The organism is Mariniflexile gromovii (assembly GCF_017814435.1).
GTDB classification, from domain to species: domain Bacteria; phylum Bacteroidota; class Bacteroidia; order Flavobacteriales; family Flavobacteriaceae; genus Mariniflexile; species Mariniflexile gromovii.
The window spans coordinates 80,897-95,341 of sequence record NZ_JAGJCB010000005.1 but is presented as its reverse complement, the minus strand read 5'-3'; the positions used below and the strand labels follow the sequence as shown (position 1 = coordinate 95,341).

11 protein-coding genes are annotated in these 14,445 nt (G+C 31.6%); 7 read left to right on the top strand and 4 right to left on the bottom strand.

Going from position 1 to position 14,445, the window contains the following annotated elements; all coding sequences use genetic code 11:
- Nucleotide 1 precedes the first annotated feature (1 nt).
- Entirely contained in the window at nucleotides 2-820 is an 819-nt protein-coding gene (gene kdsA / locus J8H85_RS07440; RefSeq protein ID WP_209654092.1) for a 3-deoxy-8-phosphooctulonate synthase, read from the bottom strand.
- Nucleotides 821-1,121: 301 nt separating this feature from the next.
- Here kdsA and typA point away from each other — a divergent pair, with 301 nt between their 5' ends.
- From typA to J8H85_RS07410, 6 genes are all read left to right on the top strand, one after another.
- Nucleotides 1,122-2,921, top strand: a complete 1,800-nt coding sequence (gene typA, locus J8H85_RS07435; protein WP_209654091.1) for a translational GTPase TypA — start codon at nucleotides 1,122-1,124, stop codon at nucleotides 2,919-2,921.
- A 1-nt stretch (nucleotide 2,922) separates the two neighbouring features.
- Nucleotides 2,923-3,150 carry a uroporphyrinogen decarboxylase gene (locus tag J8H85_RS07430; RefSeq protein ID WP_209654089.1) on the top strand — a complete coding sequence of 76 codons (228 nt, stop codon included), beginning with the start codon at nucleotides 2,923-2,925 and terminating at the stop codon, nucleotides 3,148-3,150.
- Nucleotides 3,151-3,333: 183 nt separating this feature from the next.
- Nucleotides 3,334-4,641: an O-antigen translocase gene (locus J8H85_RS07425; RefSeq protein WP_209654087.1), complete on the top strand. Its 1,308-nt coding sequence runs from the start codon at nucleotides 3,334-3,336 to the stop codon at nucleotides 4,639-4,641.
- 1 nt (nucleotide 4,642) lies between these two features.
- Nucleotides 4,643-5,926 carry an O-antigen translocase gene (locus J8H85_RS07420; RefSeq protein WP_209654085.1) on the top strand — a complete coding sequence of 428 codons (1,284 nt, stop codon included), beginning with the start codon at nucleotides 4,643-4,645 and terminating at the stop codon, nucleotides 5,924-5,926.
- A gap of 1 nt (nucleotide 5,927) precedes the next feature.
- The gene (locus J8H85_RS07415) at nucleotides 5,928-7,475 is read left to right on the top strand and encodes a sulfatase-like hydrolase/transferase (RefSeq protein WP_209654083.1); all 1,548 of its coding nucleotides are present in this window, start codon (nucleotides 5,928-5,930) and stop codon (nucleotides 7,473-7,475) included.
- Nucleotides 7,468-8,538 (top strand): glycosyltransferase, encoded by a 1,071-nt coding sequence (locus J8H85_RS07410; protein WP_209654081.1) that lies wholly within the window; start codon nucleotides 7,468-7,470, stop codon nucleotides 8,536-8,538. Before J8H85_RS07415 ends, J8H85_RS07410 begins: the two co-directional genes overlap by 8 nt.
- On the opposite strand, the gene J8H85_RS07405 is transcribed toward J8H85_RS07410, so the two are convergent.
- Genes J8H85_RS07405 through J8H85_RS07395 form a run of 3 tightly spaced genes read right to left on the bottom strand, consistent with a single transcriptional unit; the run spans nucleotide 8,539 to nucleotide 11,067 of the window.
- Complete coding sequence (locus J8H85_RS07405) at nucleotides 8,539-9,489, bottom strand: glycosyltransferase family 2 protein (RefSeq protein ID WP_209654079.1); 951 nt, start codon at nucleotides 9,487-9,489, stop codon at nucleotides 8,539-8,541.
- A 1-nt stretch (nucleotide 9,490) separates the two neighbouring features.
- Nucleotides 9,491-10,381 carry a glycosyltransferase family 2 protein gene (locus tag J8H85_RS07400; protein WP_209654077.1) on the bottom strand — a complete coding sequence of 297 codons (891 nt, stop codon included), beginning with the start codon at nucleotides 10,379-10,381 and terminating at the stop codon, nucleotides 9,491-9,493.
- A gap of 2 nt (nucleotides 10,382-10,383) precedes the next feature.
- Complete coding sequence (locus tag J8H85_RS07395) at nucleotides 10,384-11,067, bottom strand: cell division ATP-binding protein FtsE (protein ID WP_209654076.1); 684 nt, start codon at nucleotides 11,065-11,067, stop codon at nucleotides 10,384-10,386.
- A gap of 269 nt (nucleotides 11,068-11,336) precedes the next feature.
- Here J8H85_RS07395 and J8H85_RS07390 point away from each other — a divergent pair, with 269 nt between their 5' ends.
- Complete coding sequence (locus J8H85_RS07390; protein ID WP_209654075.1) at nucleotides 11,337-14,360, top strand: tetratricopeptide repeat protein; 3,024 nt, start codon at nucleotides 11,337-11,339, stop codon at nucleotides 14,358-14,360.
- Nucleotides 14,361-14,445 lie beyond the last annotated feature (85 nt).

Genomic DNA, 14,445 nt, shown 5'->3' with positions numbered 1-14,445 from the left:
ATTATAGTGTGTTTACAACCTTTCTAATAGCAACAAGATTTGTTAGCAGTTTTTCCAAATTATCTAAATGTAGCATATTGGCACCATCGCTTTTCGCATTTGCCGGATCAAAATGGGTTTCAATAAACAAACCATCCACATTATTTACAATACCTGCACGGGCTATGGTTTCAATCATATCGGGTCTGCCACCAGTTACACCAGTACTTTGGTTAGGTTGTTGTAACGAGTGTGTAACATCTAAAACCGTTGGCGCATATTGGCGCATGGTTGGGATGCCTCTAAAATCTACAATCATATCTTGGTAGCCAAACATGGTACCTCTATCGGTTATCCAAGCATTTTTATTACCAGAATCGTACACTTTTTGCACGGCGTGTTTCATGGCTTCTGGACTCATGAATTGTCCTTTTTTTAAGTTTACCACTTTTCCGGTTTCGGCAGCAGCCACTACCAAATCGGTTTGGCGAACTAAAAATGCGGGAATCTGTAACACATCAACATATTGTGCCGCTAGATGTGCATCGGAGATTTCGTGAATGTCCGTTACCGTAGGGATATCAAAAGTTTCAGAAACTTTTTTAAGTATTTTTAAAGCTTTTTCGTCTCCAATTCCTGTAAAACTATCCACACGGCTACGGTTTGCTTTTTTAAAGCTTCCTTTAAATACATAAGGAATTTCTAATTTGTTGGTTATAGAAACTACTTTTTCAGCAATACGCAATGCCATTTCTTCACCTTCAATGGCACATGGGCCACACAATAGGAAAAAGTTGTTGGAATTGGTGTGTTTTATTTTTGGAATATCTTGAAGATTCATGAGCTTAAAATTTAATGCTGCAAAGATAAGATTAATGCCCTAAATAAATACCCACTTTTTTAATTGAATTGACTGCACCAAGTTGATAAGTGCATTAGCGATAGAAATGGCAGCCTTTTTTGTGCGCGCTTAAGCACAAAAAAGCTATAATGGATAGCGCGACCCTTTGTGGCTTAATGAGTTAGCTTAAATTTTATTTGTATTTTTGATAGCCACAAAGGGTAATGCCTAAAAAAAAAATATTGTATAATATATTCCATTATTTATAGTTACCTTTGCACGCTTAAAATAAGGCACTATTATGGCTAATATTAAAAACATTGCAATTATTGCACACGTTGACCACGGTAAAACGACGTTGGTTGATAAAATTATGTATCACTGTCAGTTATTCCGTGAGAACGAAAATACGGGTGATTTGATTCTTGATAACAATGATTTGGAGCGTGAAAGAGGTATTACAATTACTTCAAAAAACGTTTCTGTTATTTACAAAGACACCAAAATAAACATTATTGATACTCCTGGTCACGCCGATTTTGGAGGAGAGGTTGAGCGTGTACTTAATATGGCCGATGGTGTGTTGTTATTGGTAGATGCTTTTGAGGGGCCGATGCCACAAACGCGTTTTGTATTGCAAAAAGCGATAGATTTAGGTTTGAAACCTTGCGTGGTTATAAATAAAGTTGATAAAGAAAACTGTACCCCAGAGGAAGTGCACGAAAAAGTGTTCGATTTGATGTTTGAATTGGGAGCAGAAGAGTGGCAGTTGGATTTTCCAACCGTTTACGGTTCTGCAAAAAACAACTGGATGAGTGACGATTGGAAAAACCAAACGGAAAACATAGAACCTTTATTGGATATGGTGATTGAGCATATTCCTGCACCAAAAATTCCTGAAGGTAATACCCAAATGTTAATTACATCGTTGGATTTCTCGTCGTTTACAGGACGAATTGCTATTGGTCGTTTAACGAGAGGTGAATTAAAAGTAGGACAAAACATTTCTTTAGTAAAAAGAGATGGTAAGGTTGTTAAAAATAAAATTAAGGAACTTCATATTTTTGAAGGTCTTGGACGTATAAAAGTAGATGAAGTACAAACAGGTGATATTTGTGCTATTGTTGGTTTGGAAGGTTTTGAAATTGGTGATACCGTTGCCGATTTTGAAAACCCACAAGGGTTAAAAACCATTGCTATTGATGAACCAACCATGAGTATGTTATTTACCATTAACGATTCGCCTTTCTTTGGAAAAGACGGAAAGTTTGTAACCTCTCGCCATATTAAAGACCGTTTAACTAAAGAGCTTGAAAAAAACTTAGCATTACGTGTTAATGAAACCGATAGTGCTGATAAATTTTTGGTTTTTGGTCGTGGTGTATTACACTTATCGGTTTTAATTGAAACCATGCGTCGTGAAGGTTATGAGTTGCAAATTGGGCAACCACAAGTAATCATCAAAGAAATTGATGGTGTTAAATGTGAGCCAGTTGAAGAAATGACGATAGATTTACCTGAGAATGTTTCTGGTAAAGCAATTGAAATGGTAACCCTTCGTAAAGGTGAAATGTTGAGTATGGAAGCTAAAGGCGACCGTATGGTTTGTCAGTTTATGATTCCATCTAGAGGTATTATAGGTTTAAGAAACCAATTGCTTACAGCTACTGCTGGTGAAGCTATTATGGCACACCGTTTTAAAGAATATCAACCGTTGAAAGGTGGTATTCCAGAGCGTCAAAATGGATCTTTAGTATCTATGGAAAAAGGTCAAGCCATTCCTTATTCTATTGATAAATTACAAGATAGAGGTAAGTTTTTTGTGGATCCGGGTGAAGATATTTACGAAGGTCAGGTAATTGGCGAAAACTCTCGTGGTGATGATATGACGGTAAACGTAACTAAAACTAAAAAGTTGAGTAACGTGCGTTCATCTGGTGCCGATGATAAAGCTAGAATTATTCCAGCTATTAAGTTTTCGCTAGAAGAGGCGTTGGAGTATATTCAAAAAGATGAGTATGTTGAGGTGACACCAAACCACTTGCGCATACGTAAAATCTATTTAACAGAAGTAGAACGAAAACGAAACAAATCGATATAACATGGAATTCCTAGGGATTTCATATGTAGAATGGATGGGATATGCCGCTATGGCAACCGTTTTAGTTTCATTCTTAATGAAATCTGTTCATAAATTACGAATAGTAAACTCCCTTGGGTGTTTACTATTTGTGTTTTATGGCGTTTTATTAGAGCCTATATCGAACCCCATCATCATTACTAATACGGCTATTTTTTTCATCAATGTTTACCACTTGTCTAGAAAATAGTAACCGATTGATGTGTATTTTATAATTCAAAATTGAATTTGTATTGATAGGTAAAATGATTTTGTATATTTGGATTCTTTAGAAATGTAAAGTGATAAACTATTCGGATTTAAGTTATATATTTTCGTATAATTTGTTTGGTTCAATTGTTTTGCATCAATAGTAAGTAAACTCTCATATTAATTGAAAAAATTAATTGAATATATAAATGATAACGTTTTAGTTAAAGTTACTTCGTTACAAGCAGCCTCAGTACTAACCAAAATAATAGCCGGAATATTAACTTCAAAGGCTATAGCTGTTTTTATTGGACCTACTGGTTTAGCGTTAATTGGAAATTTACGCAATTTTGTTAGTTCGTTTCAAACCATTGCCATTCTTGGTTTTTATAATGGTGCCGTAAAATACATTTCAGATTTTAAGGATGATGTTGTTGAGTTAAGTAGAACGATTTCTACTATATATTATTTTGGCTTTACGTCTACTATTTTAGTTTCGTTTTTCTGCTATTTTAATGCTCAATTAATCAATGATATCATATTTCCCGATTACAATAATTACGCATTTGTAATTAAAATTTTTGCGATGGTATTGCCATTCTATGCTTTAAACATGTTTGCTTTTTCCATAATGAATGGTTTTTCAAAGTATAAAACACTTATTGTAATAAATATAATTGGGCAGATACTAAGTGTTTCCATCGCTTTACTTTTAATCTATCAAAGCAAAATTAATGGTGCATTAATATCTGTGGTTATAGCAGAGTCGTTAATATTTTTAATAACCTTGGTAGGGATTATTAATAGACGTTCTTTAATACCTTTAATTAAGGTTAACAGTATTAGTTTTAGTTTTGCCAAAAAAATGGGAAACTATTCTTTAATGGCTCTTTTTTCGGCTGTTATAATGCCGCTAGTTGCTATAGCCATTCGCTCTTATATTATTGAAAATATAGGGTATAAAGATGCCGGTTTTTGGGAAGCTATGACAAGAATATCGAAGTATTATTTAATGCTTGTAAGCTCGTTAATGGCGTTGTATATTTTACCTAGATTTTCTGAAATAGATGATATTAAAGAATTTAGGAAAGAAGTTTTTGGCTTTTATAAAACCGTGATTCCAACTCTGGCTATTGTTTTGGTAGCTATTTTTATATTGAAGCCATATATAGTAACGGCTGTTTTCTCAGATGATTTTAAACCTGTAGAAGATTTGTTTTTATGGCAATTGTTAGGTGATTTTATAAAAGTGCTATCTATGGTAATTGCCTACCAGTTTTTAGCAAAAAAAATGTTTTGGCATTATATTTTAACTGAAGCCTTTTTGGTTATCATTTTGTATACAACCAGTGTATATTTTATTGATCTGTATGACAATGTACAGGGTGCCGTTATGGCCCATTTTGTGAGTTATATTATGTATTACGGTATCATTTTACTCATATTTGGCAGTTCTCTTTTTGGAATTGATAGTGATAAAACAATTACATAAATTGATTAAAAAATTATTAAATAATCAGTTTCACAAAGTTATTTCCTATAATGGAGCTGTAGTTTTTTTAAAGATAATTTCCTCTTTCATTGTATCAAAAGTAAGCGCCGTTTATCTTGGACCTTCCGGTTATGCCCTGGTAGGTAATTTTAGAAATGTTTTACAAGGCCTACTAGGTGTTACATCAACTGGTTTTGAAAGTGGTGTTATAAAATATATATCAGAAAACAAAGCAGATACCTCTGAGCAAAAAAAAGTTATTGTGAATGTTTTTGCATTAAACTTGCTTATTTGTTTATGTGTTTGTCCTTTTATTTTTCTGTTTTCAGAGCAGTTAGCGTTATACATTTTAAAGGAAAGTAGATTAGCATTCGTTTTTAAGTATTTGTCAATTTTTTTTCCGTTAGTTTCTTTTAGTTTTCTAATTGTTTATATAGTAAAAGGATTCCAGAAATTTAAACTTTATGCGTTATTAACTAGTATTTCTAATGTTTTAAATGCCATTTTAACATTTGTATTAGTCTATTTTTTTAATCTTGAAGGCGCTTTATTTGCTGGTTTTTTAATACCTGTTTTAAGTTTTGTGTTCGCTTTTGTGTTTAGGGATATTAGAAGTCTACTTTTTCAAGCATTTTCTGGATTTAAAAGTATTTCGTTTAAGTTCTTTAAAGCCATATCGGTGTATCTTTTTATGGCCATCTATTCAGCCATACTAATTAGTTTGAGCTATTTATTCATTCGAAATTCAATTATAAAAGCGATTGATATCGAAACAGCAGGTTTGTGGGAAGCCATGAATAAAATAGCAACATTTTATATGATTTTTTTCTCATCTTTAATGACGCTCTATTTATTGCCTAAACTATCTCAAAACAAAACAGTTGGTGGTTATTATCATATAATGAAAGCATATTTCAAAACACTTATTCCAGTGCTGGTTTTAAGCTTTTTAATAGTGTTTTTCTTAAGGGTTTTTATAGTAAAAGTGTTTTTGACGAATGAATTTTTGGAAATTTCAGATTATTTTTACTTGCAACTTTTAGGCGATTTTTTTAAAGTTATTGGTTTTTCGTTAGCCTATCAGTTTCATGCTAAAAAAATGGTAACTGCTTATATGGTTACAGATGCATTTCTTTATGGGGTGTTCTATTTATTAAGTGTATTTTTGATAACTGATTTTAGTTTAAAAGGTGTATTTTATGCTTATTTATTTAGTACATTTTTATACTTTATTTTGGTATTGCTTTTTGTTTACAGAATGAGGTATAAATATTTGCCACATTAATATGTTAAAAAAAATTAAACCATTTTTAGTTTTCCTCTTACCTTTATTTTTAAAGTACATTTTCCTGTTTATTACTGTTGGGTATAAACTATTAAATTATGAGGATGTATTTGAAGATTTAATTTTCTGTATCATTGTTTATATTGCATTAAACACGAATGTTTTTAAAAAGCAGTTTTACAAAAATTGCATTTTAGCACTTTATGTGTTTTATTTCGCTTTAGAAGGCGCATCCTATATGGCGGTTTCCTCTAATTTCACTTCATCTTTTATGTATGTGCTTATCGAGTCCTCAAAAGGAGAACTCAAGGAGTTTGTGCACTCGTACAATAATATGGGTATTGTTGTCTTCATTGCTTTAATGGTAGTATCTTTTTTCCTTTTAAAAAGGAATCAAGAAGAAAGAAAATCAGCAAAGGTTTTTTTAATTGGTTTAACTATCATTTTAGCATTAACTATTCTATTAAAATTTACAGGCCTTATAGAAAGCAACGCATACCACAATATAGTAAGAGGTGCTTACGGATATTATGATTTGCAACGTGATTTTAAATTAAATGCCAGTATTAAAAAAGAAGATATTGAACTAAAAAACCACAATGATGTTTTGGTGGTGGTTTTAGGCGAATCTACCACAAGTCATCATATGGGATTATATGGTTATTATAGGCAAAACACACCCAATTTAACTGCGTTTAAAGATAGTTTGTTCGTTTACAACAATGTTATTTCTTCAGATGTCTTTACGCTTAAAGCAGTGCCAAAAATGCTAACATCGTTGTCTAATGATTCCAATATTCACGATAAAACAAACATAATAAGCATCTTTAGCCTAGCAGGTTATAAAACTTATTGGTTGTCAAACCAAAGGCCCATTAGTTATCATGATAATGCGATAAGTAAAATTGCAGCAACAGCAGATTTTTTTAAATTTTACAATCATAAAATAGATAAAAATACCAGTGTTTTAGATGAAATTTTATTACCAAAATATGATGAAATCTTAAAAGAACCAGGAAAAAAAGTTATTTTTATTAGATTAATTGGTACTCATTTTGATTATTTTAAGCGCTATCCATCAACTTTTAATAAATACGACATTAAGACTGATTCAGAAAAGAAAAAAGTTAAAAATCAGTATGATAATGCGGTACTTTATAATGATTTCATTGTTTATTCAATTTTAAAAAGTTTAAAAAAGGAACAAGGTAAAAACGCATTGGTTTATATATCCGATCATGGTGAAAATGTGTATGATGATGGCGATTTTATTGGACGCAATGAATCAAATTTAAAAAAGAACATGTTCGATATTCCATTTATAGTTTGGACATCCAAAGATTTTGAATTACCAACCGATTTTGAATATGTGCCCAACCGTAAATTTATGGCAGATCATTTATATGAAAGTTTGGGGCATCTTTTTGGTGTAAAGTATAAAAACATGGATTTTTCAAAAAGTATTTTTAGCAATACATTTAAAGAACGAAAACGAATTGTTGTAACAGGTAAAGATTACGACACATATTTCACAACAAAACATGAGTAAAAAAATATGTTTACTTACAGATAGACTCAGTTCTGGAGGTGCCGAAAAAATGGTTGGTAACCTATCTATTTCTCTCGCCAAAAAAAACTATGATGTTACCATTGTATCCATGAGAGATGATATAAAATACGACTATAAGGGTAATCTGTATAATTTTGGTGAAGTAAAAGCAAAAAATTCAAGACTTAAATCATTGATAAAATTTAAGAATTATTTTGAAACTCAAAATTTTGATGTCATACTAGACCACCGAGTGCGCATGCATTGGTTTAAAGAGTTTATGTTTTCAAATTTTGTTTTTAAGAATAATTTAGTTGTTTATTGCGTTCATCATTTTAAGTTGTCTTTATATTTTCCTTGCTCTTCTATTCCTTTTTTGTCTAAACGAACTCTAGTTAAAAACAGGGTCTTTGTGTCTGTAAGTAAAGAGGTTAGAGATCAGGTTAAGAAAAAATTAAACTTTGATAGCCAAATTATTTATAACTATCCCATTTTTAAGAATGAAGAAGTTAAAATAAACAATCTAGGTTTTGACTACATAATTGCTGTTGGTAGATTGGAAAAAATTAAACAGTTTGATGTATTAATAAATAGCTATAGTGCATCAAAACTATCAAAAGCTAACATAAAACTACTCATATTTGGAGAAGGCAGTCAAAGGTATCATTTGGAAAGTTTAATCAAAGAAAAGAATTTAGAATCTAGTATAATTTTAAAAGGATTTCATAGTAATGTGAACCCGTTTATAAAACAAGCTAAAGCATTGGTTATGACAAGTGAAAGCGAAGGTTTTCCTATGGTTTTAATTGAAGCCTTAAGCCTTAAAACACCTGTTGTTTCTTTTGATTGTAAAAGTGGTCCAAACGAAATTATTCAAAATGAAGTAAATGGGATTTTGGTTAAAAATCAGGATGCTTTAGCAATGACAAATGCATTGAACAAGCTTTTGGATAATGAATTTTATAAAAGCCTCAAGGCTCATTTGGAAAACAATAACTTACTTTTTACAGAAGAAAAAATTTTAAACCAGTGGGTTGAACTTTTGGATGCACATATAGCTTGATTATTTTTGTTTAAATAGAACAAATGGATTTAATTTTAGTTTATCCTTTAAATAAAATAAAATTTTCACTAAAAAATCTGGAGAGTTAATAACCAATCTTTGTAATGGAGTCAGGTTTTTTACCTCTATATCTTTCTTCAATTGGCGCTCTAATTCCTTGTTGGAAGATAATTTAAAAAACACAATAGTTGAAAACCTGTTGGAGTCCATATATTTTTTTAAGTGATGGTTTTCCAATTCTGAAGCTTTATACGAAAATAATAGTTTGGGTATTTTGGTCTTGAATTTATAATTTGAAAGATTGTTGGACATTGTTTTATTATGTACAGCACTTGCAGATGTATCATCTAAAACAAATTCATAATTATTAAGGGCCATTTTGATATATAAATCTGTGTCTTGTTCAGAAAAAATTTCAGGGTCAAAATAATCCATTTCCTCCAGTACTTTTGTAGGTATACAAATACTGCCAACCCAAGCTACACAATGCTGTAAAGAATGTTTAAAAAAATTAGGAACCACTCCTTTAAAATTTTTTGGTAAATCATTGAATTGAGCCCTGTGACTTGTTTTTTTTGATTTTTGTATGGTATATCCTGTAGAGTATAAGCCTTTATTTGGATAGAGTTTAATTAAATCATAAAGCTGTTGCAGATGGTTGCTGCCCCATAAATCATCTCCATCTATAAAAGCAATATAGTCTGTGGTAGCTTTTTTTATACCATTATTCCTAGCTATGGAGAGCCCTGCATTTAATTGGTTGAATATTTTTAGTCTTGGATCTTTAAAATGATGAACAATGTCCATGGTTTTATCTGTGCAACCATCGTTTATAATAATTACCTCAAAATCACTAAATGTTTGGGCAAAGACACTTTTTAAAGTATCTTCAATATAATCTTCTTTATTATATAGAGGTATAACTACAGAAAAAAAAGGTTTTTTGTCCATACTACGGGTGCAAATCTTTATGGCATATATATGAAAGTTTATATACCTGTAACAAAAACATATTTGGATGGTTGCTCACTAAGTTTTTCTTCATTATTAAGTTGAAAATTCTATGGAAAAGTGCCATGGGGTAATTTAATTTAAATTTTTTAAAAAAAACGAACATGGTTAGTAACTTATTATGGTGATCAAATATTCTTTCCTTGTTATACATCCATAATAAAGTAACTATAGCTTCCTCCAATTTGTTTAAATACGTAGCGCTACTTTCAAGGCCATAATGATAAACTTCGTTATTTAAATGTAAAACATTTACATTTTGTTGTTTTAATAATGCCGCAAAATAATTGTCCAACCCATAACTTTTTCTGTCAATTTTTCTGTTGATTTTGTTAAAAATAGGTTTTTTAATTAAAAAGTTAGCAGAAATAATTAGCTGATGTGGTTTTGTGTTTCTTTTTTTAGCATCAACTTCTTCAAATGTTTTACCATACTTCCAACGTAAAACAGACTTGTTGTCGGGTTTTGTAGATGAATAAGCAAAACCACCAAATATGGCTTCGTAGTTAGAATCTAGTGTCTTAACATACTTTTCAATAAATTTCTCAGATTTGGGCATTACATCAGCATCTAAAAACAAAAGCCACTCGTAAATTGCTTCATCCGATAATACTTGCCTTGCTTTTATTCTACCCAAATTTTCATCAGAAATTATGATTTTAGTATGAAGAAGTGTGTCAACGGTTTTTTTGTTTTCAACTACATGTATCTCAGATTTATCATCTAAGCAAATAATTTCAAATTTAATATTAGTTCCAGTAACCTGTTTATGAATTTCAAGCAGGAGGCTTGTAATATCATAGTTATATGTTGGAATTAAAATTGAAAGCATAATTACCCTTTCCTCTGCACCACCTCAAAAACTTGACTATCATCGCACTTCAAGGTTTTGCTTGGGTATTTTAAAAGCAATGCATAATCGTGGGTAGCCATTAAAATGGTGTTGCCGTTTTTGTTTATTTCCTGTAAAACCTCCATAACTTCAATGCTGGTTTGTGGGTCTAGGTTACCAGTAGGCTCATCAGCAAGTATAAGTTCTGGGTTGTTAAGTAGTGCTCTGGCTATGGCAACACGTTGTTGTTCACCTCCCGAAAGTTCGTGCGGATATTTAAACCCTTTGGTTTTCATATCTACTTTGTTCAAAACTTCTTCAACACGGGTATTCATTTCGGCCTTGTCTTTCCATCCAGTTGCCCTTAAAACAAATAGTAAATTATCGTTTATAGTGCTGTCCGGCAGTAATTTAAAATCTTGAAAAACAACTCCCAATTTTCTTCTTAAATAAGGGATGTCCTTTTCTTTTAATGTTTTTAAATTGAAATCTACAATATGTCCTTCGCCTTCGGTTAAAGATAAATCGCCGTAAAGTGTTTTCATAAAACTACTTTTCCCGGAGCCCGTTTTTCCAATTAAATAAACAAAATCGCCTTTGTTAATTTCAACATTCACTTTAGAAAGTACTAAGCTATCACCTTGATATATAGAAACATCTTTTAATTTTAAAATAGGAGTAGACATAATTTGGAATTAATTTTTGTGCTGTAAAAGTATTATATAAAAGTTGAAAGTTGAAAGTTAAAAGGTAAAAAGTTTCAAAGTTTCAAAGTGGCAGAGTTTCAAAGTAGCAGAGTTTCAAATTTTTTTATTTGCTGTAACTGAAAACGGAGACTGCGACTTTTTTCCTTTTTTTAAACTTTTAATAACTTGGTTTATAATTATAGCACGATTGTTGCGTTATAGGATTTATATTAAATTATCTTTGATTCCAAATTAAAAATAAATTGTTAATGACTATAAAAAAGAGCATTTCCCTTTTGGTTGCCATAAGTTTTAGTTTTCAAATATGGGCACAACAATCTGCCACTTACACAAGTAATTTAGCAGAATATCAAAAAGCCTTGACACTTTATAATAACCAGCAATATCTTGCAGCACAATCCTTATTTGGTAGTGTGAAGAAAAACACCAAAGAAACCGTTTTGTTGTCCGATTGCGCTTATTATATTGCCAATTGCGCCGTGCGTTTAAACCAGCAAAATGCCGACCAATTGGTTGAAAATTTTGTTGAAGATTACCCAACAAGTACAAAACGTAATACCGCATTTATGGATGTGGCCGATTATTATTTTGTAAACGGAAAATATGCTCATGCCAGAAAATGGTACGATAAAGTAGATGAAAGCGGATTGGGAAGAGCTGAAAAACAAAAGTTTTATTTCAACAACGGTTATTCGGCATTTTCAAGTAAACAATATAAAGAAGCGAAGCAGTATTTAACACGTGTTGAAAATTCGAAAGAATATGGTTCGCAAGCTAAATATTACATTGGTTTTATGGCTTATGAAGGTGATGATTATGATAATGCCAATAAATATTTCGATCAAGTAAGTAACCAGGAACAATACAAAGAAAAGTTGTCTTATTATCAAGCCGACTTGAACTTTAAACTTGGAAATTTTGAAAAAGCCATTCAATTAGCAAAATCAAAATTGAAAACAAGCGATGCGAATGAAGTATCCGAACTTTCAAAAATTATAGGTGAAAGTTATTTTAATTTAAAAAAATACGATGAAGCCATTCCGTATTTACAAGCTTACAAAGGCGTAAAAGGGAAGTGGAGCAATACCGATTTTTACCAACTTGGTTACGCGCATTACAAACAAGGGCATTATGAAAAAGCCATTTCAGAGTTCAATAAAATTATAGGTGGTACCAATTCCATAGCCCAAAATGCCTATTATCATTTGGGTGAAAGTTATATTAAATTAGGTAAAAAACAGGAAGCTTTAAATGCGTTTAAAAATGCATCGGAAATGGATTTCGATTTAAAAATTCAGGAAGATGCCTATTTAAACTATGCTAAAATTAGTTATGATATTGGAAATCCATACCAATCGGCACCACAAGTTTTGTCAGGTTACTTAGATAAATACCCAAAAACAACTTATAGAGAAGAAATTGAAACCTTGTTGATAGATTCCTATATCACCTCTAAAAATTACAAAGAAGCATTGAAACTTCTAGAAGGTAAAAAAAGTTTTGAAAACAAAGCGGCCTATCAAAAAGTGGCGTTTTATAGAGGTTTGGAATTATATAATGAAGGTAATTTTGCAGAAGCTAAAACACTTTTTGATTCGTCAATAAAAGAACCTCGTGATGCTACTTTTACAGCAAGAGCCACTTTTTGGAAAGCAGAGACCGATTATAATTTAGCCAATTATAATGATGCATTAATAAGCTTCAAACAGTTTCAGCAACAATCGGCTGCTGCATCAACACCAGAATATAAAAACATCGATTATAACTTAGCTTATACTTATTTTAAGCTGAAAAATTATCCGCAAACGGCACAGTATTTCAATCAATATATAGCATCCAATAAAAAAACCGATAATGTAAGATTGCATGATGCTTACTTGCGTTTGGGCGATGCGAACTTTGTTTCAAGTGAATATAAAAATGCCATAAATGCTTATGAAAGTGCCATTAAGTTAGGTGCTGCCGATGCTGATTATGCCTTTTTCCAAAAAGCGATAAGTGCGGGTTATATTGGTCAAGATTCAAAAAAGATAAAAGAATTGGAACAATTTATTTCAGAGTATCAAAAATCGAAACTTCGTGATGATGCTATGTATGAATTAGGAAACACCTATGTAAAAAATGGTGATACCGATAAGGCGATGCAAATGTACAATCGCTTGAATTCAGAATATAAAATGAGTTCGTTTGTACCAAAATCGCATTTAAGACAAGGTTTGGTATATTACAATGCTAGTAAAAACGAACAAGCTCTAGCCAAGTTTAAACAAGTGGCAAGCGATTATCCAGAAACACCTGAAGCGGTGCAAGCGGTGGCTACTGCACGTTTAATTTATATCGATTTAGGTCGTGTTAACGAATACGCTTCTTGGGTAAAAACCTTAAAATATGTAGAAGTTACCGATGCCGATTTAGACAATGCTACCTATGAAGCTGCCGAAAAACAGTATTTAGACAATAATACCGATAAAGCCATTACCCAATTTAATGGATATTTAAACCAATTTCCTAATGGTTTGCATGCTTTACAATCACATTTTTATGTGGCTCAAATGTATTATAAAAAAGGATTGAAGGAGAATGCTGCACCTCATTACAAATATGTTGTAGATGCTTCAAGAAGTGAATTTACGGAAGAAGCCTTGTCCAGATTATCACAATTTTATTTAGAAAGCAAGAGCTGGAACAAAGCTATTCCGTTATTGGAACGTTTGGAAGAAGAGGCCAATTTTCCTCAAAATGTGGTGTTTGCACAATCAAACTTAATGAAAGCGAATTACCAATTAGAAAGTTATACCAAAGCGGTAGCGTATGCTGAAAAAGTATTGGCAAGTTCAACTATTGATAATAAAATTAAAGCAGATGCCAATGTTATTATTGCACGTTCTGCCATAAAAACGGGTAATGAAACCAAAGCAAAAGAAGCTTATGCCAAAGTTGAAGGTGTTGCCACCGGTGAGACTGCTGCTGAAGCATTGTATTATAACGCCTATTTTAAAAATAAAGATGCTAAATACGAAGCTTCAAATACAACCATTCAAAAATTAGCAAAAGATTTTTCAGGGTATAAGTATTACAGTGCTAAAGGTTTAGTGCTTATGGCAAAAAACTTTTATGCTTTAAAAGATGCGTTTCAAGCCACATATATTTTAGAAAGTGTGATTCAAAATTTCACTGAATTTAATGATGTTGTTACCGAAGCCAAAGCAGAGTTGAGTAAAATAAAAGCACAAGAGGCCAAAACCAATTCGTCTGTACAAGCAGGGAATTAAAATTAAAGGTTGAATATTAGAAGTTGAAAGTATCAAAAATTCAAAATTCGTAAATCGTAAATCGTTAGTTTGTCTGGTCGAGCGC